The organism is Kitasatospora nipponensis, from assembly GCF_039528135.1.
GTDB classification, from domain to species: Bacteria; Actinomycetota; Actinomycetes; order Streptomycetales; family Streptomycetaceae; genus Kitasatospora; species Kitasatospora nipponensis.
This window is the reverse complement of the sequence record NZ_BAAALF010000057.1, coordinates 16,707-41,456: the sequence shown is the minus strand read 5'-3', so window position 1 is coordinate 41,456 and position 24,750 is coordinate 16,707. Positions and strand designations below refer to the sequence as shown.

The following is a 24,750-nucleotide window of genomic DNA, read 5'->3' as shown; positions in this document are numbered from 1 at the left end:
GGGGCCCCGTGGCGCGCGGCGCGGGGGGGGGGCGCCTGGCGGCGCTCGGCCCGGCTCAGCGCCGGGACCAGCACCGCGAGCAGCAGCACCACCAGCAGCGGCACGGCCAGGAAGACCCAGCGCCAGCCCAGGTGCTGGGTGACCGCACCGGAGATCACCGGTCCCAGCACCGACGGCAGCACCCAGGCCGCCGAGAAGGCGGCGAAGACGGAGGGCCGCAGCCGCTCCGGGAAGGCCCGGCCGACCACGACGTAGAGCGCCACGATCACCAGCCCGCCGCCCAGCCCCTGGACCGCCCGGCCGCCGACGAAGGTCCACATGGTCGCGGCGGTGCCGGCCACCACCAGGCCGGCCGCGAAGATCCCGATCCCGGCGAAGAGCGGCAGCACCGGGCCGCGCCGGTCGCACCACTCGCCCGAGAGCACCATCGCGAAGAGCGTGCTGGTGAAGTAGCCGGAGAACGCGAAGGCGTACAGCGCCAGGCCGTCCAGCTGCCGGGCCGCCACCGGCATCGCGGTGTTCACCGCGGTCGCCTCGAAGGCCAGCAGCAGCACCACCGAGACGATCCCCAGCGTCAGCGCCCGGTAGCGCGGGCCCAGCACGCCGCCGGTCCCGTCGTCCGGGTCGGCGAGGTGGCGGTGGTCGGGGTCGACCGTGGTGGTGGAGGCAGTGGTCATGCCTGCCATGGTAAGGCTCGATCGGCCAGTTGACTCCTGACCTGCGGTCGCATCCACCTCGATCGATGGTCGTAGGACCCCTCTCGATTTCATCGGCCCGCAACAATGGGGTATTGACGACGACCGCCCGCGACCGCCAAGATGAATATCGAAAGCACGGCAGGACATTCGACCGGAGAGCGAGGAAAGAGACGATGACCCGTATCACCGCCCCCTCCTGTACCGGCCCGCAGGCGTGTTGTCGCCCCGCCTGCGTCTGACTCCTCCCCTGTTCCTCCCCTTGAACGACGGGCTGTCCCAGCCCATCGCCCGGCCGTGTGCCCGAGTGGCTGAGGGAACCGCCTGCAAAGCGGTTTACGCGGGTTCGATCCCCGCCATGGCCTCCCTGCAATGATCACCGATATTCCCGACCGGCGGACAGAGAATGCGCCGGGCGGGAATTCGGCGTACCCGGAAAAGGACCCGGACCGGATTCCGGAAAGGCGTCCGAGAAAAGCGTCCGAGAAAAGCGGATTCCCGCCGGCGCGGACGTGCGCCGGCGGGAACGTCGACCTGTCGGGTCTCAGCCGACCGGGACCACCGCGTCCTGCGCCGGGATCGGCAGGCGGCCGATCGGCAGGTTGGTGGCGGCCCGCACGGCCGCGGCCACCGCGGCCGGCGCGACCACGGCCGGCGCCGCGCTGACCGCCTTGGCGCCGAAGGTGGCGACCACGTCGCGCTCCTCCAGCAGGGCGGCGATCCGCACCTCGGGGGTGTCCAGCGCGGTGGGCAGCCGGTAGCCGGTGAGCGAGGGGTTGAGCGGCACCCCGCCGACCGTGCGCAGGTCCTCCAGCAGGGCCAGGCCCACGCCCTGCGCCACGCCCGCCTCGATCCGGTCCTCGATCTGCCCCGGGTTCAGCGCCCGGCCCACGTCCTGCGCCACCGTCACGTCCACCACCCGGACCGCGCCGAGTTCGATGTCCACGTCGACGACCGCGCGCATCGCGCAGAACGCGATGGAGACGAAGGCGTCGCCCTGGCCGGCCTCGTCGAGCGGCTCGGTGGGGTGCGGGCGGCACTGGGCGGTGGCCCAGAGCTCCTTGCCCTCCAGCGCCTCGGTGACCGGCATGCCGAGCACGCCGTCGTACGAGGTGATCTTGCCGTCGGCGATCGAGAGCAGCTCGACCGACATGCCGAAGTCCGCGGCGATCGGCGCGAGCAGCTGGTGGCGCACCATCAGCGCGGCCTTCTCGACCGCGCCGCCCGAGACCCAGGTGTGCCGGCCGCGGGCCGAGGGGCCGGCGATCGACTGGTCGCTGTCCACCGGCGCGACGTAGACCTCGCTCACGCCCAGCACCGACTGCACGATCTGGCGGGCCAGCGTGGCGAAGCCCTGGCCGGCGTCGACGGCCGCGCAGATCACCGTGGCGTGGTCGCCGCTGACCCGCACGGTCGCGGTGGAGACCTCGTCGGTCCCCTCCGCGCCGAGCATGTGCACCATGCCCACCGCGTAGCCGATGCCGCGCCGCACCGCCGCCGGGTCGCCCGCGCCACCGGGACCGCCGGGCAGCAGCCAGTCGGTGTCCGGCTCGTCCACCGGCAGTGCGGGCAGCGGGGTGTCGGCCACCGCGTCCAGCAGGGCGGCCACCGGCGCGGGGCAGGTGACGACCTGGCCGGTGGGCAGCGCGTCGCCGGTGGCGAGCACGTTGCGCCGGCGGATCTCCAGCGGGTCCAGACCCAGCTGGCCGGCCAGCAGGTCCAGCTGCGACTCGTGGGCGAAGCACGACTGCAGCGCCCCCTCGCCGCGCATCCGCCCGGCCGGCGGGTTGTTGGTGCGCACCGCCCAGGCGTCCACGAAGACGTTCGGGCACTGGTAGGGACCCACCGAGAAGGCGGTGGCGGCGGCCAGCACCTCGGCCGAGACGTCCGCGTAGGCGCCGCCGTCGAGCAGGATCTGCGCCTCGACCTTGACCAGCCGGCCCTGCCCGTCGGCGTGGTGGCGGTACCTCAGCAGCGCCGGGTGGCGGCTGGGGTGCGCCTGGAAGGACTCCTCGCGGGTCAGCGTCATCTTCACCGGGCGCCCGGTGCGCAGCGCCAGCAGCGCCAGGGTCACCTGGAAGGAGGGGTCCTCGCGGTCGGCGGTGGCGCCCGGCACGCCGGTGACCACCAGCCGCACCCGGTCCGGCTCCAGGCCCAGGCAGGCGGCGGTCAGCTCGCGGTCGCCGTGCGGGTCGGTCGAGGAGAGGTGCAGTTCGACGCCGCCGTCCGGGCGCGGCACGGCCAGGCCCGCCTCGGCGCCGATCGGCGCGGGGTCCTGGCGGCCGACCTGGTAGAGGCCCTCGACGACCACCTCGCCGGTCACCTCCGGGTCGCCGGTGCGCAGCGGCAGGTGGCGCAGCAGGTTGCCGTCCGGGTGCAGGGCGGGCGCGCTGAACGCCTGCTCGGGGTCGGTCAGGGCCTCCAGCGGCTGGTACTCCACCACGATCGCGGCGGCCGCCAGCCGGGCGGTGTCGGGGTGGTCGGCGGCCACCGCGGCCACCGGCTCGCCGTGGTGGCGCACCACCTCGAGGGCCAGCACCGGCCGGCCGCCGCGGGTGGTCGCACCGGCGGGCAGGTCGGCGGCGGTGACCACGGCGTGCACCCCGGGCAGGGCCAGCGCGGGCGCGGTGTCGATCGAGACGATCCGGGCGTGCGGGTGCGGCGAGCGCAGGACCGCGCCCCACAGCAGTCCCTCGGCCCACAGGTCGGCGGCGTAGGGGTAGATGCCGAGCGCCTTGGGCAGCGCGTCGGTGCGCAGCGGGGAGCTGCCCAGGCCGAAGGGCTGGGCCGGCTCGCCGGCGTCGGCCTGGGGGGTCGACGGCGCGCCGGCGGACGGGACGCTGTCGGTGGGCGTGGTCATGCGGTGTCGTCCTCGGGAGCGGAGGTCGCCCCGGCCGGAGGCTGGGGGTAGAGGCCGGGGGCACTCTCGTAGACGGTGCCGTCGTAGGGGGTGCCCGGCGCGGGCACGCCGTGCGCGGGCGTGCCGTGGTAGGCCACGCCCTCGTACGCGGTGCCCGGGTAGGGAGTGGCGGCGTACGGGCCGGCGGCGTACGGCGGGGCGGCCGGGTAGTCGGTGCCGTGGGCGGGGGTGGCGCCGTACGGGGTGCCGTGCGCGGGGGTCGGCTCGTAGGGGATGCCGTGCGCGGGGGTGACCTCGAAGGGCACCCCGGGGGCGGCGGTGCCGTGCGCGGGCGTGGGCTCGTAGCCGCTGCCCGCGTCGTAGACCGTGCCGGGGCCGTAGGCGGTCGGGTCGTAGCCGAGGTGCTGGCCCTGGGCCGGGATCACGCCCAGACCGGTGCCGGCCGCGGTGGCGCCGGGCCCGGCCTGGGCCGGCGGGTCGGCGCTGATCCAGCCGCTCTCGTCGGCGCCGAAGAGCGGCACCTCGCCGGCGGCCGGGGTCTGCGTCCAGGCGTCCTGGTACACCGGCGGCGCGGGTGCCTCGGCGGGCGGGGCGCTCGGTGCGGCGGCGGACGGTGCGGGCGCCTGGGGTGCCTCGCCCGGGGACGCGGCCCCCGCCTGGGCCTCCGCCTCCTCGGCCTCCTGCAGGGCCGCGCCGCGGGCGTCCGCCACGCTCTGGACGGCCGCCAGCGCGCTGCGGTAGCCGGTGCAGCGGCAGAGGTTGCCGCAGAGCGCCTGGCGGGCCTCCACCTCGCTGGGCCGGTGGTTGCGCTGCAGCAGGTCGTGCACCGCCATCGCCATGCCGGGGGTGCAGTAACCGCACTGCACCGCGCCCGACTCGGCCAGCGCCTGCTGGACGTCGCTGGCCGCGCCGCCCGCCGACAGGCCCTCCACCGTGTTGATCTCGCTGTCCGCCGCCAGCGCCGCGGGCACCAGGCAGCCGGCCACCAGCTGGCCGTCCACCTGCACCGAGCAGGCCCCGCACTCGCCCTGCTCGCAGCCGTTCTTGGCGCCGGCCAGGCCGAGCCGCTCGCGCAGCACGTAGAGCAGGCTCTCGCCGATCCAGGCGTCGGTGACGGGTCGTTCGAAGCCGTTCACGCGCAGGGTGTACGAGGCGCAGGGGCGTCCGTCACCCGGGTGGACGGGGTGGTTCGTCGGATCGGCCGCCATCTCGGCGGTCACCTCTGCCGTCACTTCAGTGCCCTTCCCAGTGCCCGGCGGGCCAGCACCGCCACGGTACGCCGCAGCCGGACGGCGGCCGCGCTCGGCCCCTCGATGGCCAGCGGCGAGCCGGCCTCGGCCCCGTACCCGTCGGGCACGCAGGCGGTGGCCACGTACTCGCCGAAGGCGGCCAGCGCGGCCGGATCGATCGCCTGGGCCCCCTCCTCGCGGCGGGCCTCCCAGTCGATGCAGCCAGCCACCCAGGCCTCGGCCTCCAGCGGCCGCAGCGGCACCGGCGCGACCGCGCCGACCGCGCAGCGCACCGCGCGCCGGGCCGGGTCGAGCACCAGGGCGACCGAGGCGGTGGCGCGGGCCGGGCCGCTGCGGCCGGTGGACTTGAGGAAGACCTGCGGGGCGTGCAGCAGCGGGACCCGCACCCAGGTGAGCAGCTCGCCGGGGCGCAGCGGGTCCAGGCCGGTGAGCAGGTGACTGACCGGCACCTCGCGGGTGGCGCCGTGCCGGGCCAGCGTGGCGGTGGCCTCCAGTGCGGCCAGCACCGGCAGCGTGTCGCCCGCCGGGGCGGCGGTGGCGATGTTGCCGCCCAGGGTGCCCACGTTGCGGGTCTGCGGGGGGCCGGCGGTGCGCGCGGCGTCGGCCAGCGCGGGGATCAGCGCGGCGAAGTCGGGGCGGTCCATCCGGGCCAGCGTCAGGCCGGCACCCAGCACGGCGGTGCCGCCGTCCTCGTAGCGCCAGCCGCGCAGTTCGGTGATCCGGCCCAGGCCGATCAGGGCGGCGGGGCGCAGCCGTCCGGCGTTGACGGCCTCCATCAGGTCGGTTCCGCCGGCCACCGGAACCGCGGCGGGACTGGCCCCCAGGGCCTCGACGGCTTCGTCGAGGGAGGTCGGCAGCATGATCGTCCGGTTCACCAGGATCCCACCGTGCTCCACTCGTTCTGGTTGCGCTCGGGCCTGCGCTCGGGCCCGCGCTCAGCCGCTGTGCGGCCGGCGCCGGGGCCGGCCGGTTCCCATCCGGACCGCGGGTCTGCGGTACCGCCCGTAGAGTACGGGCCCGGGCTGCCGAACAGAAGCCACCACCGGGTCGGGCAACTCTGGCACATCGTGCACCGTGATCGCCCTCGGGGTCCGGGACGTCCGGTCACTTTTCGGGCAGATCCCCCACGAATGAGACCGGATGTTCACCTGTTCTTGACGCCGCGCGCCCGCGGAAGGTTCCCAGACGATCGGACCAGCACCTGATCCGATCATCCGGTTGACAGTCGGTCGACCCGCGGTCCGTCTGCCCGGCCGCCCGCCGACCGGGCAGGCGGTCGGCCGCCGAGCAGTCGCTCGAGCGTCAGCGCGCGGGCACCGGCCCGTCCGTCGGGCGGCCCAGCACGCCGGGACGCCGCTGCCAGGGGTGCGGGCCGTCGGCGGGGCGGTACTCCACGCCGAGCGCCTCCAGCCGGGCGTAGTGCTCCGCCATCCGCCGCTCGAAGCCGGGCCAGTCGCGCGCGGCCGGGTCGCGCGGCAGGTCGGACCAGGCCACCTCGGCGAAGGCGGCCAGCCGCGGGAAGGCCCGGTAGTCCAGGTCGCGCGCGTCGTTCATGAACTCCGTCCACAGGTTCGCCTGGGTGCCGATCACCTGACGCGCGCTCACCGGATCCAGCGACGGCGGCACCGGCTCGAAGCGGTAGACGTCCTCCAGGGTGCGCACGAAGCCCACCGGGATCGGCTCGTCGGGCCCGTCGGCCTGCCGGTGGTCCAGGTAGACGTACTGCTCGGGGCACATCACCACCGGGTGCCCGGCGCGCGCCGCGGCCACCCCGCCGGCGTAGCCCTGCCAGGAGGAGACCGCCGCCCCGGGGGCCAGGCCGCCCTGCAGGATCTCGTCCCAACCGATCAGCCGGCGCCCGCGCTCGGCCAGCCAGCGGTCGAAGTGCCGGATGAACCAGCTCTGCAGCTCGTCCTCGTCGGCCAGGCCGAGCTCCTTGATCCGCGCCTGCGCCGCCGCGCTGGCCCGCCACTGGTCCTTGGGGCACTCGTCGCCGCCCAGGTGGACGTACTCGGAGGGGAAGACCTCCAGCAGCTCCTCCAGCACGCCCTCGAAGAAGGCGAGGGTGGTGTCGGCGACGTTCAGCACGTTCTCGCTGACCCCCCAGTCGGTCCACACCCCGAGCGCGGCGGTGTCGACGACGTCGGTGTTGCCGAGTTCCGGGTAGGCCGCGATGGCCGCCTGCATGTGGCCCGGCAGGTCGATCTCGGGGACCACGGTGATCCCGCGCTGCGCCGCGTAGGCGACCAGCTCGCGCAGGTCGTCCTGGGTGTAGAAGCCGCCGTGCGGCTGCTCGTCGCGCCGGTCGGCGGCGCGGAAGCCGACCATCGAGCGCTCCCGCCAGCCGCCGACCGAGGTGAGCCTGGGGTAGCGCCTGACCTCGAAGCGCCAGCCCTGGTCGTCGGTCAGGTGCAGGTGCAGCACGTTGAGCTTGTGCGCGGCCAGCAGGTCGACGTAGCGCAGCAGGTCGGCCTTGGGCAGGAAGTGCCGCGACACGTCCAGCAGCGCGCCGCGCCAGCCGAACCGCGGGGCGTCGGCGAGCTCGCAGGCGGGCAGCAGCCAGCCGGTGCGGCGCAGCGGGGCCCGCCGGAAGGCGTCCGGACCCAGCAGCTGGCGCAGCGTCTCGGCGGCCCAGTGCGCCCCGGCCGAGCCGCCGGCGGTGAGCAGCGCGCGCTCGGCGCTGACGCTGATCCGGTACTCCTCGGGCGCCAGCTCACCGTCCAGCCGCAGCTCGATCACCGCGGCGGACGGCTCCCCCTCGGGGGCGGGCAGCGGCAGACCGGTGGCGGCACCGAGCGCGGCGCGCAGCCAGGCCGCGGCGGCCTCGGTGCCGGGACCGCCGAGCAGCGTGGTCAGCGGACCCAGCGGCAGGCCCGGCTCGGCGGACAGGCGGACGACGGACGGGGCGGGGATCAGGTCCATGCGGGCCATCCTGCCGCTCCGGCCGCGATTGGCATAGACCACTGGCGCCGGCAAACCGGCCGGTCGGCCGCCGTGACGGCGGCCCGCGTCCGACCGGCTACCCGCTGTGGTCCGCGCCCGGCGACTACTTCTTGTCGTCCCCGCCGGCCGGCGGCTCGATGCCCTCGAAGATCTCCTTGCACATCGGACAGACCGGGTACTTCTTCGGGTCGCGCCCGGGCACCCAGACCTTGCCGCAGAGCGCGACCACCGGGGAGCCGGAGAGCGCGCTCTCCATGATCTTGTCCTTCTGGACGTAGTGCGCGAAGCGCTCGTGGTCGCCGTCGCCGTGGGACACCTGCGGGACGGGCTCGACCAGGGTGCCGGTGCCGAGGCCGCGCTCGGGCTCAAGAGTGCTCATGGGCGCCAAGTCTATGGGGGACGCACACGAAACGGACAGAAAGCCCTCGGGGCCGCCGGCGGCGGCCGCGCGGCGCGCCCCGGGGCCCGGTGCCGGGCGGGCTAGTTGAGGGTCGGATCCTCCGGATAGGTGGTGAACATCGCCAGCGGGCTGCGCTGGCGGCGCAGCACCGAGCGCCAGAGCCGGTCCGGCTGCTGGCAGGAGACGTCGCCCGGCTCGGCGTCGACCAGGTACCAGGCCCCCTCGTCGAGCTCGCCCTCCAGCTGGCCCGGCGTCCAGCCCGAGTAGCCGGCGAAGACCCGCAGGCTGCCCAGCTCGCCGGCCAGCACCTGCGGCGGCGCCTCCAGGTCGACCAGGCCGATCGCGCCGTGCACCCGCCGCCAGCCCAGCGGGTCGGCCGGGCCCGGCTCGCCGGGCACCACCGCGATGGCCAGCGCGGAGTCCAGGCCCACCGGGCCGCCCTGGAAGACCACCGGGAGGTCGCCGGCGAGCTCGGCCCAGCCGTCGAGCACGTCGCGCACCTCCACCGGCGTGGGCCGGTTGAGGACGACGCCCAGCGCGCCCTGCTCGTCGTGGTCCAGCAGCAGCACCACCGAGCGCGCGAAGTTCGGGTCGGTGAGCACGGGCGTCGCCACGAGCAGTCGGCCGGTGTGGGAGGAGGCCGCGGTCATGCCTCACATGATCCCGCAGCCGGGCCCGTACGGGGTACCCAACACGAAAGCCACACGGACGGCGGCCGAAACCCGCGGCGCGCCGGGACTCACCCGTCCAGCCGACATGCCCGCCGCCTTCCACCCGGAGAGAGCATGATCACCATGCGAACACCAGGGAACCGTTCAACCTCCTACTACCATCTACCAGAGGTGGCGCCCGTGCGGCCCCTGTCGCACGCCTGCCCACCCTGCCTGCCCGGCTGAGGAACCCTGCCTTCCCGGCTGCAAACCCCGGATTGCGAGAACGATGACCGACGACGTCCTGCTGGTCCACGGCGGAAACCCGCTGGAAGGCGAGATCCGTGTCCGCGGCGCCAAGAACCTGGTGCCCAAGGCGATGGTGGCCGCCCTGCTCGGCCAGGGCCCCAGCAGACTGCGCAACGTCCCGGACATCCGCGACGTCAAGGTGGTCCGCGGTCTGCTCCAGCTGCACGGCGTGACCGTGCGCACCGGCGAGGACGGTGAGCTCTTCCTCGACCCCTCGCACGTGGAGAGCGCCAACGTCGCCGACATCGACGCGCACGCCGGCTCCTCGCGGATCCCGATCCTCTTCTGCGGCCCGCTGCTGCACCGGCTGGGCCACGCCTTCATCCCGGGCCTGGGCGGCTGCGACATCGGCGGCCGACCGGTCGACTTCCACTTCGAGGTGCTGCGCCAGTTCGGCGCCACCATCGAGAAGCACCCGCAGGGCACCTACCTGGTGGCCCCGCAGCGGCTGCGCGGCACCAAGATCGAGCTGCCCTACCCCTCGGTCGGCGCCACCGAGCAGGTGCTGCTGACCGCGGTGCTCGCCGAGGGCGACACCGAGCTGCGCAACGCGGCCATCGAGCCGGAGATCGTCGACCTGATCTGCGTGCTGCAGAAGATGGGCGCGATCATCTCGATGGGCACCGACCGGACCATCCAGATCACCGGCGTCGACGTGCTGGGCGGCTACGACCACCGCGCGCTGCCGGACCGGCTGGAGGCCGCCTCCTGGGCCTGCGCCGCACTGGCCACCAAGGGCGACATCTACGTCCGCGGCGCGCGCCAGCTGGAGATGATGACCTTCCTCAACACCTTCCGCAAGGTCGGTGGCGCCTTCGCCGTGGACGACGAGGGCATCCGCTTCTGGCACCCGGGCGGCGAGCTCAACGCGATCGCGCTGGAGACCGACGTGCACCCGGGCTTCCAGACCGACTGGCAGCAGCCGCTGGTCGTCGCGCTGACCCAGGCGGCCGGCCTGTCCATCGTGCACGAGACGGTGTACGAGTCGCGGCTGGGCTTCACCTCCGCGCTCAACCAGATGGGCGCGCACATCCAGCTCTACCGCGAGTGCCTGGGCGGCACCCCGTGCCGGTTCGGGCAGCGCAACTTCCTGCACTCGGCCGTGGTCTCCGGCCCGTCCAAGCTGCTCGGCGGCGAGCTGGTCATCCCGGACCTGCGCGGCGGCTTCTCGTACCTGATCGCGGCGCTGGCCGCCGAGGGCACCTCCACGGTGCACGGGATCTCGCTGATCAACCGCGGCTACGAGAACTTCATGCAGAAGCTGCGCGAGCTCGGCGCGCACGTCGAACTGCCCTCCGAGGAGGGCCTGTTGGCCACCGTCTGACCCGGCGTCGGACAGGACTGTGGGGCCGCCCCCGCCAGGGCGGCCCCGTTGCGCGGGGCGCCCCCGCCAGGGTGGGCCCCGCCACCGGCCTGACCGGGCCGGCCGTTCGTGCGAGCAAGCGTCAACTACCGTGCGGCGCGCGGCCGCACGCCGTCACGGTCAGCGACAGTGCAGCAACTGCCGTATCCAGTGGGCGGATCGGTGATCGCGTGGGGGCGCGAGTGGGCGGCGGCAGTGACCCGCGCCGTGCGGGCGCCCGGCCGGGCCCCGACTCCGATCGCCGGCCGCCCCGGGGCTTTTGGGCCCCGGCCCGCCCCGCTCCCGTCGTGCGCCGGCGGCCGTGCCGGCCGGCGCTGTCCCGCACCGGGGTACATCCGGTGGTCTGGGGCCAGCCGCAGACTGCCGGTCGGTGGCGCGGCGAGGCCGTCGGCCGCGGCCTGCCCGGCCGGCAGCGCGTACATCACTCCCGCCATCGCGGTGGCCGCCAGCACCAGCACGGCCGCCGACCGCAGCCGCCGCGGGCCCTGCCGCTCGGTGCGCTTGCTCATGGGGGAAGCCTGCCAGCCGGTCCATGAGCGGACGATGAGGCCGCCGGGTGACCCCGCCCGGGACGCCTGGCGGCCGGTCAGCCGGGCGGCAGCCGCAGTTCGGCCAGCAGGTCGCCACCGGGGGCCTCGGCCAGCTGTGCGGTGCCGCCGTGCAGTCCCGCCACCCAGCGCACGATGGCCAGACCCGTGCCGGTCCCCGCGACCGCGCCGCTGCAGCTGCCGCCGGCGCCCGTACGACCACCGCTGCCCGCGCCGCCGGTGACGCCCCGCCGGAAGACCTCCTCGCGCCGCGCGGCCGGCACCCCGGGCCCGCCGTCGCGGACCGCGACCAGGCCGGGCGCGACCGTCACCGTGACCTGGCTGCCGCCGCCGTGCCGCAGCGCGTTCTCCACCAGGTTCCGCACCGCCTGGCCCAGCAGTTCGGGATCCCCGCGCACCACCACCGGCTGCTCGGGCAGCAGCACCGCCACCGGCGGGCCCTGCGCGGGCGGCGCGAGTTCGGCCACCGTCTGCTCCACCAACTGGTCCAGCCGCAGCAGGGTCAGCTCGACCTGCTGGCTGCCCGCCTCGATCCGGGCGCGCGCCAGCAGGCCGGTGACCAGCCGGGCCAGCCGGTCGGTCAGCCGGACCGCCTCGGCGAGCGCGGCCGGCGCCTCGGCGGGCCGGCCCGCCCCGTGCTCGACGACCAGCCGCAGGGTGGCCAGCGGGGTGCGCAGCTCGTGTGCGGCCTCGGCGAGGAACTGCTCCTGCTGGTCCAGTGCGCGCAGCGCGGGGCGCATCGCGCGGCCGGAGAGCAGATGGCCGATCGCGGCCGCCGCCAGCACCAGCGCCGAGCAGCCCAGCAGCAGCCGGCGCACCAGCCGGGCGTGGTCGGCCAGACCCGCGGCCGGGTCGACGCCGACCAGCACCATCGCGGAGACCGTGTCACCGTCCCAGACCGGCGCACCGGCCCAGCGCAACGGGCGTCCGGTGCCGTCCGGCGCGCTGAGCAGCTCGCCGTCCTGGCTGGCCTGCACCCGGGCGAAGAGCGCGCTCAGGGTCGCGGTCGCCGGCAGCCGTCCGCCGCCCGGCCGGCTGAAGCGGACCTGCGGCGGGCCGCCGCCGGGCACCGCCACCAGCGCGGCCAGCACGGTGGCGCCACGGGCCAGCTCGTCCTCGGTCAGCGAGTCGGTGGCCAGCTGGCCGCCTTCGAACCAGAGCGCCCGGGCCAGTCCGCCGGCCCGCCGGCCCGCCTCGTTGTCCACGTCCCTGGCCCGCGAGCGGGCGTCGGTGTGCGCGGCCAGGGTGGCCAGTACCAGCAGGCAGCCGGCCGTGGTGGCGGCGAAGAGCAGGGTGAGCAGGCGGCGCAGCCTGCGCAGCCGCCCGGCCGCGGTCGGCGTCGCGGAGGGGGCGCGGTTCACGGGGCCTCGTCCGGGTCGGTCAGCCGGTAGCCGGCGCCGCGCACGGTCTCGATCGGGTCGGGGGCGCCGAGCCGGCGGCGCAGCTGGCCGATCAGCACGTCGACGACATTGGACATCGGCTCGCATCGCTCGTCCCAGCAGCTCTCGATCAGGTGGCTGCGGCTGACCACCGCGCCGCCCTGCAGCATCAGCACCTCGAGCACCGCGAACTCCTTGGCGGTCAGCGAGAGCAGCACGCCGGCCCGGGTCACCCGGCGGCGGGCCAGGTCCAGCTCCAGGTCGCCGATCCGCAGCTGGGGCAGCCGGTTGGGCTCCGGGCGCCGGCACAGGGTGCGCACCCGGGCGGCGAGCTCGGCCGCGGCGAACGGCTTGACCAGGTAGTCGTCGGCGCCGTGCTCGAAGCCGGCGACCCGGTCGGCCACCGAGTCCAGCGCGCTGAGCATCAGCACCGGGCGCAGCCAGCCGGCCCGTCGGCGGGCGGCGACCAGGGTGAGCGCGTCCCCGTCGGGCAGCATCCGGTCGGCCACCAGGCAGTGGTAGGCGGTGACGTCGAGCTTGAAGCCGGCCTCGGCGAGGTCGGTGGCCAGGTCGACCGCGAAGCCGGCCCGGCGCAGCCCGTCGGCGATCTCGGGGCCCAGCCGGGGGTCGTCCTCCAGGACCAGTACGCGCATGGTGTCCGAGCCTAGGTCAGCGCCGCCGCGGCGGCGGGGCCGGGCGGGAACAGCAGAGCGGGGGCGGACCGGACTGTGGTCCGGTCCGCCCCCGCTCCGAGTGGATCAGGCGCCCTTGGCGGCTTCCTTGAGCTTGGAGCCCGCGCTCACCTTGGCGCTGTAGCCGGCCGCGATCTGGATCGGCTCACCCGTCTGCGGGTTGCGGGCGGTGCGAGCGGCGCGGTGGGTGCGCTCGAAGGTCAGGAAACCGGGGATGGTGACCTTCTCGTCACCCTTGGCCACAACCTCGCCGACGACCTCGGCGAAGGCCGCCAGAACGGCGTCGGCGTCCTTGCGGGTCACCTCGGCGCGGTCGGCCAGAGCGGCCACCAGCTCACTGCGGTTCATGTGTACTCCTGTGGTCTGTTCGTTGCGGTGTGCGGGGCCCCATCGATCGGACCCTCCGGAGGCACCCGGCTGGGCCGCTGGTCCGCACACTGTGCTCGTTCAGGCGGCTGGTGGTAGTGGCTCGGCTCGTGCCCCGAGCCGCGCACCGTGTCGGTCCTGCCACGTGCCTGCCTGGGTACGAATCCTGCCCTTACCGGCCCCGAGAAAGCCAATCGGGCCTCGGCCGTCCACCCCGAACGGCGCCCTCCCCACGCAGCTGTGACGCTTCGTCGACGCCGGCGGACCGACGCGGGCGGCGGTCGGGAACGACTCGCCGAGTGGTTGGGGGACGTTCCGTACTTGTCGGACACGCCTGCCCCGTGCAGGGCTACCGTACGCCCTGACGGTGACAAGCCCAAACACGCCCCTTCCCCTTGTGTCGCAAGGATTCGGACGCGCGACACACGGGAAGGGGCGGTATTCGGCCACCTGATCGACCGGATACCGCCCCGGGCGGCCCGGCGCGGCCCGCCGCCGGGCCCTGGTGGGCCCTGGAGGGCCTACAGGCGGAAGGTCGGGAAGGCCGCGGTGTCCAGGGTGCCGACGATGCCCGGAGTGGGCCGCGAGGGCGTCTGGCCGCCTCCGTCGCCCGCCGCCAGCGCGGCCTCGCGCACCGCCGCGGCGACCGTCTTGGCCACGTCCGGGTGGAAGACGCTGGGGATGATGTAGTTCGCGTTCAGCTGGTCGTCGGTGACCGTGGTGGCCAGCGCGCGGGCCGCGGCGATCATCATCTCGGTGTTCACCGTGCGGCTCTGCGCGTCCAGCAGGCCGCGGAAGACGCCGGGGAAGACCAGCACGTTGTTGATCTGGTTGGGGAAGTCGCTGCGGCCGGTGGCCACCACGGCGGCGGTCTGCCGGGCGACGGCCGGGTCGACCTCCGGGTCCGGGTTGGCCAGCGCGAAGACGATCGCGTTGTCGGCCATCGAGGCGATGTCGTCGCCGTCCAGCACGTTGGGGGCCGAGACGCCGATGAAGACGTCGGCGCCCGCCACCGCCTCCTTGAGGCTGCCGGTGCGGCCCGAGCGGTTGGTGTGCTCGGCGATCCAGCGCAGCGAGTCGTTGAGGTCCTCGCGGCCCCCGTGCACCACGCCGCGCACGTCGGCCACCGTGGCGTGCGCCACGCCCGCGTCCAGCAGCAGCTTGAGGATCGCGGTGCCGGCGGCGCCCGCCCCGGACATCACCACCCGGATCTCGCCGATCTCCTTGCCGACCACCCGCAGCGCGTTGGTCAGCGCGGCGAGCACCACGATCGCGGTGCCGTGCTGGTCGTCGTGGAAGACCGGGATGTCCAGCGCCTCGCGCAGCCGGGCCTCGATCTCGAAGCAGCGCGGCGCGGAGATGTCCTCCAGGTTGATGCCGGCGAAGCCGGGCGCGATGGCCTTGACCACGGCCACGATCTCGTCGGTGTCCTGGGTGTCCAGGCAGATCGGCCAGGCGTCGATGCCCGCGAAGCGCTTGAAGAGGGCCGCCTTGCCCTCCATCACCGGCAGCGCGGCCTGCGGGCCGATGTTGCCCAGGCCCAGCACCGCCGAGCCGTCGGTGACCACCGCGACGCTGTTGCGCTTGATGGTCAGTCGGCGGGCGTCCTCGGGGTTCTCCGCGATCGCCATGCAGACCCGGGCGACGCCGGGGGTGTAGATCATCGAGAGGTCGTCACGGTTGCGGATCGGGAGCTTGGAGGACATCTCGATCTTGCCGCCGAGGTGCATCAGGAAGGTGCGGTCCGAGACCTTGCCGATGGTCACGCCCTCGATGGCGCGCAGCTTCTCGACGATCTCCTCGCCGTGCGCGACCGAGGCGGCCGCGACCGTCACGTCGATCCGCAGCGCCTCCAGACCCGAGGCCGTGACGTCCAGCCCGGTCACCGAGCCACCGGAGGACTCCACGGCGGTGGTGATGTTGCTGACCGCGCCGCCGCTGGCCGGGACCTCCAGCCGCACCGTGATCGAGTTGGAGACACTGGGCACCGTCGCCATCGACGTCCTTCTTCCGTCCACATGAGGGGTGAGCTGGCCAGGCCGTCCTCAACACCCTGTTGATTTCAACAAAGTGTTGATGCTGCGCCTCGCGCATCCTAGGCCTCGATGGTCGCACCTACCAGAGGCATCCCAGAAATAACGGCCGTTGGTTGCACGGACCCGACAACAGGTCCCGTGGCCGGTCGGGGCCACCCCGGAAAATCCGTCGGATGGGGATTGCCTGCGGGGACCGATGGGTTACATTGGACGAGACACCGGCTCGATCCAAGCCCCCGGGCCCAACCTTAGTCGCTTCGAGCGACCACTTGCCGCGAGGCGAGCATGGCGGGTCGGTGTCGCCAACGTAGTGACTGTGGCCCCCACCTCCGGTGGGGGCCACAGTCGTTGACGGGCCGTCGGCCGCTAGCGCAGCAGCGCCGGGACGCCCTCGGCGTCGGGGAGGTCGTCCAGGCCGGAGAGCACGGTCAGGCGCTGGGTGGCCCGGGTGAGCGCGACGTAGAGCACCCGCAGCCCGGCCTCGGACTCGCCGGCGATGCCGGTCGGGTCGGCGACCACCGTGGCGTCGTACTCCAGGCCCTTGGCCTCCAGGCTGCCCAGCGCCACCGCCCGCGCGCCCAGGCCCTCGATCCAGCCGGCCGCCTCGGCCCGGCGCTCCATCGGCACCACCACCGCGACCGTGCCGTCCACCTCGCCCAGCAGCCGCACCAGTTCGGCCCGCGCCGCCTGCCCGAAGGCAGCCGGATCGGCCGAGGCCACCGCGGCGAACCGCGGCAGCACGCCGGTGGAGCGCACCGCGCTCGGCGAGGGGGTGCCCGGCGCGGCCAGCGCCAGCACCTTCGCCGCCACGTCCGCGATCTCCGCCGGGTTGCGGTAGTTGACGGTCAGTGTGTGGCGCCGCCGCGGCTTGCCGGCCAGCACCTCGTCCAGCGCGGCCTGCGCCTCCTGCGGGAAGGGCCAGGAGCTCTGCGCCGGGTCGCCGACGATGGTCCAGGTGGCCGTGCGCGAGCGGCGGCCGATCATCCGCCACTGCATCGGCGTGAGGTCCTGCGCCTCGTCGACGATCACGTGCGCGTACTCGGTGCGCTCCACCACCCGCTCGCGCCGGCTCGAACTGCGGTCCGCGTAGGTGGTCACCTCGTCCAGCCCGGTGAGCAGGTCCACCGCGTCCACCTCGCGCGACTTCGGGCGCGCCGGCTCGCCGAGCAGCAGCTGCAGCTCGTCGACCAGCGCCACGTCGTGGGCGCTCAGCGCGCCCTCGCCGCGCTCGCCCAGGTGGCGCCAGGAGGCGGCCAGCAGCCGGGCCTCCTCCGGGCTGACCACCCGTCGGGCGATCCGGTTGGTGTGCCGGCTCTGGCGCAGCGTGGCCAGCACCCGGCGCGGGGTCAGCGCCGGCCACCAGGCGTCCAGGAAGTCCAGGAACGGCGCCTCGTCGCTGACGTACTCGTCGAAGGACTCCTTCTCCTCCTGGCGCTGTTCGCGGGCGTAGTGGTCGCTGGGCCGTGGCAGGTGCTTGACCAGCTCGGACCAGAGCGCGTCCAGCAGCAGCCGCCGGGCCCGGGCCCGCAGCAGGTTGAGCGGGGTGCCGCCGCCGCCGACCACGTTGCCGCGCACCGCCCGCAGCCGGCCGGCGTCCAGCCGCAGCACCTCGCCGCGGGCCACCACCTTCAGCTCGGTGGGGGCGCCGATCTCCAGCGCCGCCCGGGCGGTGTGCCGCAGCAGCTGGACCATCCGGGCCGAGCCCTTGATCCGGGCCGTCTCGGGCGTGTCGTAGCGCTCCGCCTCGATGCCGTCGACCAGGCTGCCGACCGCGCGGATCGCCACCTGGCCCTCCTCGCCGAGCGAGGGCAGCACGCCCTCGGTGTAGGAGACCAGCAGCGGGGTGGGGCTGACCACCAGGATCCCGCCGGCGTAGCGGCGGCGGTCCTGGTAGAGCAGGAAGGCGGCCCGGTGCAGGGCCACCGCGGTCTTGCCGGTGCCCGGACCGCCGGTGACCAGCGTGGCGCCCGCGGCGGGGGCCCGGATGACCTCGTCCTGCTCCTTCTGGATGGAGGAGACGATGTCGCGCATCGTGTGGCTGCGGGCCCGGCCCAGCGAGGCCATCAGCGCGCCGTCGCCGACCACCGCCAGTTCCCGGCCGTCCAGGGTGGGGGTCAGGTCGGGGCGCAGCAGGTCGTCCTCGACGCCGACCACCTTGCGGCCCTTGGAGCGGATCACCCGGCGGCGCAGCACCCGGCCGGGCTCCAGCGGGGTGGCCCGGTAGAACGGCGCGGCGGCGGGGGCCCGCCAGTCGATCACCAGCGGGCCGTACTCGGCGTCCAGCACGCCGAGCCGGCCGATGTGCAGGCTCTGCGCGACCCTCGGGTCGGCGGCGTCCAGCGGGGTGAAGGAGGGGATGCCGTGCTCCTCCGGGGCGTCCGCCTGCTGGAGGTCGATGCGGCCGAACAGGAAGTCCTCGAACTCGCTGTTGAGCCGGTGCAGGTGGGCGCCGGCCCGGTAGACCTGGGCGTCCCGCTCGGCGAGCGCGCCGGGGGTGCCGACCTGGACCCGCTTGGCGGCGTCCTCCAGGACGTACTCGGCCTCGGCGAGCTTCTCGTCCAGGCGGTGGTAGACCGTGTCGAGATGCTGCTGCTCGCCGGCGATCTCACGCTCGCGCAACCCCTCGGCGGCGGCGGCCGGTGCGGCGGATGCCGGGCCCGGGCGCGCGGCAGCGCCCGCGGCGCTGCTCGTGCCGTCGCCGTCGGCGGTCGTCGCGGCGGTGCCTGCGGTGGTCGCGGCTGCGTGCTGCTGGGCTGTGCCGTGCGCGCCCAAGGAGCCCCCTGTCGTACGGAATGCGGGTGGAGAACCGGTGCCGGAAAGCAGCGGACAGAAGATCCTACGCCCTGGGGCGCGCGCCCGTCCTCTCCGTCGCACTCCGCATACGCCCCCGGACACAGGGCATTCCCGCACCGGCCGCGGACCGGGAAACACGAAGGCCGCCCCCCGGTCAGGAGGACGGCCCGCATGCACATGGGATGGGTGGAGATGCCGGGAATCGAACCCGGGTCCAGTGGAGTGGATTCAGGACTTCTCCGAGCGCAGTCCGCTGTGCTTTTCTCGGCCCTGGCAGTCACGCGGACAAGCCGCCAACAGGCCCAGCTGCTGTTTGATTTCCCATCCACCCTCGCAGCCCGGGCGGACGGTTGAGTTCCCTAGATTATGCCAGGGTCCGGGTCGGGAACTCCCCGGTCTGACACCACGCTACTCGCTGCTTAGGCAGCGAGCGCGAAGGAATCGCGCTTAGAGTTGGCGATTATTTTTTTGCGGCAGATGGTTAACGAGATCATTGCCGCGTTCCTCGGCTCGCTTCTCCTGTTTCGACTTCCCCTGTCGAAACCGATCATCCCCATGTGTTGTTGAGAAACAGCTGCGGTCGGGCGGACCCGGCCGGTGGTGCTGCGCCCATGGTACGCGCCTGCCGGGAGGGGGTCCAGCGCATTGCCCGCGGTCAGGTCCGCGCGGTGGCCGCCGGGCCGGGGCTGCGGCTCGGCCCGGGACTCGGCGCGGTGCCGGGCGCGGTGCCTGGCCCGCCCGGCGACGGCACCCCGGCGCCCGGGTGCGGGCCGGGCGTGCCGAGCTGCTGGGCCAGCCAGGGCAGCGCGTCGGCGAACGCCCCGGCGGCGAACTGCCAGACGTGCCGGCCCGGCTGCACGGTCACCCGGCAGGCGATCCCGTCCTTGCGGGCGGCCGCGTCCAGCTGCCGGGCCTGGCCGATGTGCTGCCCCTCCTGGTCGCCGCTCTCGAACCAGCCGGCGCTGTCGCGGTAGCGCGCGTGGTGCGCCAGGACCGTCATCGGATCGTGCGCGGCCCAGGCCGCCGCGTCGCCGCCGTAGAGCCGGTCTATCGTCTGCTGCTTGTCACCGGTATTGGGGCCGATATCGCCGGCGATGTCCTCGAAACGACCGAAGACGTCCGGGTGCTCCACCGCCAGGTCGACCGCGCAGGTGCCGCCCATCGACCAGCCGACCACGCCCCATTTCCGCGGGTCGGTGGCGGTCTGGAACGTCTTCTCGACATAACGCGGAACATCCTTGACCAGATGGTCCTCGGCCTTTCCGTTCGGGCCGTTCACGCATTCGGTGTCCACCTTGAAACCGCCGGTGGCGTCGGTGAAGACCAGGATCGGGGCGAAACCGCCGTGCCGGGCCGCGTAGGCGTCCGCGGTCTGCACGGCGTTGCCCGCGCGCACCCAGTTGTCGGGGGCGGCGAACTCGCCGCCGATCATCTCCACCACCGGCAGGCGGGGCCTGGTCCGGCTGCGGAACCAGGCCGGCGGCAGGTAGACCAGCTCCGGACGGTGCGCGAAGCCGCCCGAGGCGTCCGGCACCGTCACCTCGACGATCCGGCCGGTGTCGCTCCTGCCGGTCAGCGAGCCGAGCTGCTCCAGGCTCACCTGCTGCGGCAGCGGCGTACCGCTGAGCTCGCCGATCGCGTCGTCCAGCGTCGGGAAGTAGCCGGTGGAGGCGTTCAGGGCGTCGGCGCCCGCGAGCAGGGCGAGCAGCAGCGCCAGCGGGGCGGTGGCGCGGTGCCACCAGCGCGCCCCGCGCCAGCCCGCCACCAGCACGGCGGGTGCGGCCACCGCCGCGCCCAGCCAGAGCCACAGGGCCCGGGGCAGCGGGTCGGTGATCCCGCCCGCGGTGACCGCCAGCAGGCCGAGCCCGGCCGTCAGGGCGAGGGCCGCGGCGAGCGCCAGCGGGGCCCGGCGCAGCCGCCAGCGGCGGTCGCGCCAGCCGACCGCGGTGGTCAGTGCGGCCGCGGCGGCCACCTGCACCGCCCACGGGAACCAGCCGTCCAGCAGCGAGATGTTCATCCCGGGATCGTACTGAGCCGGCCCGCGCCACCGGCCCACCGAGCGGGCCCGGTGGGCTGGTTGGGACAGAGCTGTCACAGAGCGGCGGCCGGCCCGCCGGGTGCGGCGCGCTCAGCCCTGCCGGCGGCGGGCGGCGGCCACCGCGCGGGCGGTCTCCCGGGTGTCCTGCTTCTCGCGCAGGGTCTGCCGCTTGTCGTAGAGCTTCTTGCCGACCGCCAGGGCCAGCTCCAGCTTCACCCGGCCGTCCTTGAAGTACAGCGAGAGCGGGACCAGGGTGTGCCCGGTCTCCTTGGTCTTCGCCTCGAGCTTGTTGATCTCCATCCGGTGCAGCAGCAGCTTGCGCTTGCGGCGCGCCGAGTGGTTGGTCCACGTCCCCTGGGTGTACTCGGGGATGAAGACGTTGTCGATCCACACCTCGTGGCCCTGGGTGTAGGCGTAGCCGTCCACCAGGTTGGCCCGGCCCTCGCGCAGCGACTTCACCTCGGTACCGGTGAGCACCATCCCGCACTCGTAGGTGTCCAGGATCGTGTACTCGTGTCGCGCCTTCTTGTTCTGCGCGATCAGCTTCTGTCCCTTTTCCTTTGCCATAGCGCCGATCATTCTCGCATCCCGGGGACGCTCCTGGCAGCCGGATTACCGGCGGGCCGACCCGGCGGCCGGGCGACGGCGGCTCACGAAGGCCCGACGCCCGCTCAACGCGGGCCCGGCGCGCCGTCGCCCAGGCCGCTCAGCACCCGCAGCGCCAGGGCGCCGGCCTCGGCCGGGTCGGCGACCGGCACGTCGGGCAGCAGGCCGCTGCCGTCCGGCGAGCGCCCGGCCGGGGTGAAGTAGCGGCCCACGGTCAGCTCCAGCACCGAGCCGTCGGCCAGCCGGCTGGGCTGCTGCACGGTGCCCTTGCCGAAGGTCCTGGCGCCCACCACCACGGCCCGGCAGCGGTCCTGCAGGGCGCCGGTGAGCAGTTCTGCGGCGCTCATCGTGCCGCCGTCCACCAGCACCACCAGCGGGGTGCGGGTGTCCCCGCCCGGGGCGGCGGACAGCTCGCGCCGCTCGCCGTTGCTGAGGTAGGAGGCCACCGGCCCGCCGTCCAGGAAGACCGAGGCGACCGCCACCGCTTCCTCCACCAGCCCGCCGGAGTTGCCCCGCAGGTCCAGCTCCACGGCTCGCGCCGGGGAGCGCCGCACCGCCTCGCGGACCTCCTCGCCGACCCCGCTGGTGAAGGCGCGCACGGTGATCCGCAGCACGTCGGCGGCGGGGTGGTCGGCGCTGACGTCCTGGGTGGCCAGCACGGTCCGGCGCAGCGTCACCTGGTGCGGTGCGCCGCCGCGGCGCTGCAGGGTCAGCACCACCGGCGAGCCGGGGCCGGCCGTGGCGCTCTGCGGGCTCGGGACGTCGGTGTGCCCGCGCAGCCGGGCCACCACCTCGGTGACCGGCAGTCCCTCGACGGCCGCGCCGTCGACCGCGAGCAGCACGTCGCCGACCGCGACCCCCGCCGCGGCGGCCGGCCCGGGCGGCACCTCGGAGACCACCGTGCCGCCGTCCTGGCCCTGTTCGACCACGAGCCCGACCCCCAGGTACTCGCCGTCCAGTCCCTGCGCGAACTCGGCGTAGTCCTGCGGGCTGTAGTACGCGGCCCAGCGGTCGCCGCCGCTCGCCACCAGCCGCTCGGCCTGCTGCGGGGAGAGCGCCGAGACGTCGGAGGTGGCGGCCAGTGCCTCGGTGGAGGGCAGCCGTCGGACCGGGGCGGGCTCGCCGCCCCAGGCGCCGGCGGCCGCGCCGCTGATCAGCACCACGCCGAACAGCAGGGTGAGAGTGGCACCCTGACGCGCCCGCCGGGTGGTTGCCGCCATGGGACGCGCCATGAGACCGCAGTGTAGGTGCCCGGTGCGCTCCGTGGTCGGGGATCGCCGAAACATCACCAGGAGTGACCAGGGAGCCGACCGGCCGCCGCGAAGCGGCCGGTCGGACGACCGCCGGCCGGCCGCGGCACGGTCTCAGACCTTCAGGTACTTGCGCAGCGTCAGGAAGGCCGCCACGGCCGCCATCGCCATACCGGCGACGATCAGCAACGGGATCACCTGGAGCACCGAGGAGAGCCCGATGAAGTGGATGAACTGGACCCGGTTGGCCAGCCAGTGCTGCACGCCGAAGTTGCCCAGCAGCAGCAGTCCGGAGGCGAGGACCGCCCCCAGGAGCGCGGCGAAGGCCGCCTCGGCGATGAACGGCATCTGCACGTAGAAGTTGGACGCGCCCACCAGGCGCATGATTCCGGTCTCCCTTCGCCTGCTGAAGGCCGACACCCGTACGGTGTTGACGATCAGCAGCAGGGCGACCGAGAGCATCAGCACCATGATCACGAAGGCCGCCGTCTGCAGGCCGTTGAGCAGCCCGAACAGGTTCTCCAGGATCTTGCGCTGGTCCTCCACCGAGCGCACGCCCGGCTGCCCGGCGAAGGCGCTCTGGATGATGTCGAAGCGCGTGGGGTCGTTGAGCTTGACCCGCCAGGAGGACGGGATCGCCTCGGCGCCCAGCACGGAGACCAGGGCACTGTCGGGGTTCATGTCCTTCCAGTGCTTGTACGCCTCCGCCTGGGTCTCGAAGGTCGAGCTCTTCACCAGCGGCTGCATCTTGTCCAGACTCGCCTTGACGTTGGCGATCTGGTCGTCGGTCGCCGCCCCGTTCGCGCACTGCGGCGCGGTCTTGGCGTCGGCCTTGGTGCAGAAGTAGATGCTCACCTCGACCTTGTCGTACCAGTACCCCTTCATGGAGTTGACCTGGTCGCGGACCAGGAGACTGGCCCCGGCGAGCGCGAGCGAGAGCGCGACACTGACCACGACCGCGATGGTCATCGTCAGGTTGCGGCGGAGACCCACACCGATTTCCGACAGGACGAACTGGGCGCGCATGGCTTCTTCTACTCCAAGATCAGTGCTGGTGGACCGAGGGCGTCGACGGACCGGCGGGAGGTCCTAGTGCTGGTAGCCGTAGACGCCGCGGGCCTGGTCGCGGACCAGCAGCCCCTTGTCGAGCTCGATCACGCGCTTGCGCATCTGGTCGACGATGGCCTGGTCGTGGGTGGCCATCAGCACCGTGGTCCCGGTGCGGTTGATGCGGTCCAGCAGCTTCATGATGCCGACCGAGTTCTGCGGGTCGAGGTTTCCGGTCGGCTCGTCCGCGATCAGCAGCATCGGGCGGTTGACGAAGGCCCGGGCGATCGCCACGCGCTGCTGCTCACCACCGGAGAGCTCGCCGGGCATCCGGTCCTCCTTGCCGCCGAGGCCGACCAGGTCGAGCACCTCGGGGACCACCTTGTTGATGGCGCCCTTCGGCTTGCCGATGACCTCCAGCGCGAACGCCACGTTCTGCGCCACGGTCTTGTTCGGCAGCAGGCGGAAGTCCTGGAAGACGGTCCCCAGTTGACGCCGCATGTGCGGCACCTTCCAGTTCGACAGCTTGCCCAGGTCCTTGCCGAGCACGTGCACCTCGCCGGTGCTCGGGCGCTCCTCGCGCAGGCACAGGCGCAGGAACGTCGACTTGCCCGAGCCGGAGGAACCGACCAGGAAGACGAACTCGCCCTTCTCGATCTCCAGCGAGACCTCCGACAGGGCGGGGCGGTTCTGCTTGGGATAGGTCTTGGAAACGTTGTCGAATCTGATCACGGCTGCATCACGGAGGCCATCCTAGGCGGAATGGCTGCCGCCTCGGACAACTTCCGTGACCCGATTGTTACTTCGGGCCGGAAGGAGGTGCTGGACGGCGCCGTTCCTCGGTCGGTCCCGCCCCCGCGATCCGGCCGGGGACGGACGGTGGGAGCCGCGGTCGGCGCTCCCCCGGCTTGGGACCATACGCGACAGCGACCGGAGCGCGCAGGGCCCGACCGGTCAACCGTCGCCGGATTGTCCGCATCTGCGGTGGATTACCCGGAAAATTGCGAGGCATTTCACAGCCGCCTGGGCTTCCGGTGCACCCGATGTCGGCAATATGGCGACGGACGGCCCGCCCGCGACGGCCTGGTTCCGCGGCCCGGGCGCCGGATGGCGTGGAACCTGGCAGAGTAGAGGGAAGACTGCGGTCACCGAGGGCCACCGCTCGCCCGCGCGGGGCACCGGCAGGAACCAAAGGACCGCCCGGTGCGTTGGCAGTAGCAGCAAGGAGGAGATCGCATGACGTGCGACCATCTGGTGTGCGCCAACTGCGCCGGCCGTGTGAGTGACGGCCGCTGCTCGGTCTGCCGTGCGGAGCGCGCGCGGCTGCAGGAACAGCAGAACCCGTTCGCCCAACTCTCCCCGGCCGCGCTGCTCGCGCTGATCGCCACCCTGCTGGCGGTCGCGGTGATCTGCCGGCAGGCACTGGCCTGAGCGGGCCGGACGACGACGACACGCGCTGACGCGAGAGGGGGGCCCCGGTCCCCCCGGGGCCCCCCCCCCCCCCCCGCCCCCCCGCCCCCCCCCC

Annotated in this window: 20 protein-coding genes, 1 tRNA gene and 1 other RNA gene; 3 read left to right on the top strand and 19 right to left on the bottom strand. The window is 73.9% G+C overall.

Annotation, left to right across the window (positions count from 1 at the left end):
- A partial coding sequence (locus tag ABD323_RS17920; RefSeq protein WP_425556045.1) for an MFS transporter occupies positions 1–686 on the bottom strand: 686 nt, incomplete at its 3' end.
- A 302-nt stretch (positions 687–988) separates the two neighbouring features.
- Here ABD323_RS17920 and ABD323_RS17915 point away from each other — a divergent pair.
- Positions 989–1,060, top strand: a tRNA-Cys gene (locus ABD323_RS17915).
- A gap of 179 nt (positions 1,061–1,239) precedes the next feature.
- On the opposite strand, the gene ABD323_RS17910 is transcribed toward ABD323_RS17915, so the two are convergent.
- The 6 genes from ABD323_RS17910 to ABD323_RS17885 all read right to left on the bottom strand — a co-directional run bounded on the left by ABD323_RS17910 (position 1,240) and on the right by ABD323_RS17885 (position 8,798).
- Positions 1,240–3,555: a xanthine dehydrogenase family protein molybdopterin-binding subunit gene (locus ABD323_RS17910; RefSeq protein WP_344442654.1), complete on the bottom strand. Its 2,316-nt coding sequence runs from the start codon at positions 3,553–3,555 to the stop codon at positions 1,240–1,242.
- On the bottom strand, positions 3,552–4,787 hold the full coding sequence (locus ABD323_RS46040; RefSeq protein WP_425556044.1) for a (2Fe-2S)-binding protein: 1,236 nt from the start codon (positions 4,785–4,787) through the stop codon (positions 3,552–3,554). Before ABD323_RS46040 ends, ABD323_RS17910 begins: the two co-directional genes overlap by 4 nt.
- A complete protein-coding gene (locus ABD323_RS17900) occupies positions 4,784–5,665 on the bottom strand; it encodes an FAD binding domain-containing protein (RefSeq protein WP_344442659.1) in 882 nt (293 codons plus the stop codon). Before ABD323_RS17900 ends, ABD323_RS46040 begins: the two co-directional genes overlap by 4 nt.
- A gap of 442 nt (positions 5,666–6,107) precedes the next feature.
- Positions 6,108–7,727 (bottom strand): beta-N-acetylhexosaminidase, encoded by a 1,620-nt coding sequence (locus tag ABD323_RS17895; protein ID WP_344442652.1) that lies wholly within the window; start codon positions 7,725–7,727, stop codon positions 6,108–6,110.
- A 124-nt stretch (positions 7,728–7,851) separates the two neighbouring features.
- Entirely contained in the window at positions 7,852–8,127 is a 276-nt protein-coding gene (locus tag ABD323_RS17890) for a DUF3039 domain-containing protein (RefSeq protein WP_344442651.1), read from the bottom strand.
- A gap of 101 nt (positions 8,128–8,228) precedes the next feature.
- A complete protein-coding gene (locus ABD323_RS17885; RefSeq protein WP_344442650.1) occupies positions 8,229–8,798 on the bottom strand; it encodes a YqgE/AlgH family protein in 570 nt (189 codons plus the stop codon).
- Between the two features lie 289 nt (positions 8,799–9,087).
- Between ABD323_RS17885 and murA the strand changes: the two genes are divergently transcribed.
- Positions 9,088–10,431 carry a UDP-N-acetylglucosamine 1-carboxyvinyltransferase gene (gene murA / locus ABD323_RS17880; RefSeq protein ID WP_344442648.1) on the top strand — a complete coding sequence of 448 codons (1,344 nt, stop codon included), beginning with the start codon at positions 9,088–9,090 and terminating at the stop codon, positions 10,429–10,431.
- Between the two features lie 125 nt (positions 10,432–10,556).
- Here murA and ABD323_RS17875 read toward each other — a convergent pair whose 3' ends face one another.
- From ABD323_RS17875 to ftsE, 12 genes are all read right to left on the bottom strand, one after another.
- Complete coding sequence (locus ABD323_RS17875) at positions 10,557–10,979, bottom strand: hypothetical protein (protein WP_344442647.1); 423 nt, start codon at positions 10,977–10,979, stop codon at positions 10,557–10,559.
- Positions 10,980–11,056: 77 nt separating this feature from the next.
- Positions 11,057–12,379, bottom strand: coding sequence for a sensor histidine kinase (locus ABD323_RS17870; protein ID WP_344442646.1), 1,323 nt, complete (start codon positions 12,377–12,379; stop codon positions 11,057–11,059).
- Positions 12,376–13,050 carry a response regulator transcription factor gene (locus ABD323_RS17865; protein ID WP_344442644.1) on the bottom strand — a complete coding sequence of 225 codons (675 nt, stop codon included), beginning with the start codon at positions 13,048–13,050 and terminating at the stop codon, positions 12,376–12,378. The genes ABD323_RS17870 and ABD323_RS17865 overlap by 4 nt, the downstream gene beginning before the upstream one ends.
- A gap of 105 nt (positions 13,051–13,155) precedes the next feature.
- The gene (locus tag ABD323_RS17860) at positions 13,156–13,437 is read right to left on the bottom strand and encodes an HU family DNA-binding protein (protein ID WP_035848732.1); all 282 of its coding nucleotides are present in this window, start codon (positions 13,435–13,437) and stop codon (positions 13,156–13,158) included.
- Positions 13,438–13,976: 539 nt separating this feature from the next.
- Positions 13,977–15,452, bottom strand: coding sequence for an NAD-dependent malic enzyme (locus ABD323_RS17855; RefSeq protein WP_344442643.1), 1,476 nt, complete (start codon positions 15,450–15,452; stop codon positions 13,977–13,979).
- A 405-nt stretch (positions 15,453–15,857) separates the two neighbouring features.
- Complete coding sequence (locus ABD323_RS17850; protein WP_344442657.1) at positions 15,858–18,110, bottom strand: HelD family protein; 2,253 nt, start codon at positions 18,108–18,110, stop codon at positions 15,858–15,860.
- A gap of 358 nt (positions 18,111–18,468) precedes the next feature.
- Positions 18,469–18,839: a transfer-messenger RNA gene (gene ssrA, locus ABD323_RS17845) on the bottom strand.
- 100 nt (positions 18,840–18,939) lie between these two features.
- Entirely contained in the window at positions 18,940–20,301 is a 1,362-nt protein-coding gene (locus ABD323_RS17840; protein WP_344442642.1) for an alpha/beta hydrolase, read from the bottom strand.
- A 111-nt stretch (positions 20,302–20,412) separates the two neighbouring features.
- Positions 20,413–20,889, bottom strand: coding sequence for an SsrA-binding protein SmpB (gene smpB, locus ABD323_RS17835; protein WP_344442640.1), 477 nt, complete (start codon positions 20,887–20,889; stop codon positions 20,413–20,415).
- Positions 20,890–20,993: 104 nt separating this feature from the next.
- On the bottom strand, positions 20,994–22,160 hold the full coding sequence (locus ABD323_RS17830) for a S41 family peptidase (RefSeq protein ID WP_344442639.1): 1,167 nt from the start codon (positions 22,158–22,160) through the stop codon (positions 20,994–20,996).
- Between the two features lie 132 nt (positions 22,161–22,292).
- The gene (ftsX, locus tag ABD323_RS17825) at positions 22,293–23,204 is read right to left on the bottom strand and encodes a permease-like cell division protein FtsX (RefSeq protein WP_344442637.1); all 912 of its coding nucleotides are present in this window, start codon (positions 23,202–23,204) and stop codon (positions 22,293–22,295) included.
- 63 nt (positions 23,205–23,267) lie between these two features.
- Positions 23,268–23,957, bottom strand: coding sequence for a cell division ATP-binding protein FtsE (ftsE, locus tag ABD323_RS17820; protein WP_035848706.1), 690 nt, complete (start codon positions 23,955–23,957; stop codon positions 23,268–23,270).
- A 504-nt stretch (positions 23,958–24,461) separates the two neighbouring features.
- On the opposite strand from ftsE, the gene ABD323_RS17815 reads away from it, so the two are divergent.
- Positions 24,462–24,656 carry a hypothetical protein gene (locus ABD323_RS17815; protein ID WP_344442635.1) on the top strand — a complete coding sequence of 65 codons (195 nt, stop codon included), beginning with the start codon at positions 24,462–24,464 and terminating at the stop codon, positions 24,654–24,656.
- The last annotated feature ends 94 nt before the right edge of the window (positions 24,657–24,750 follow it).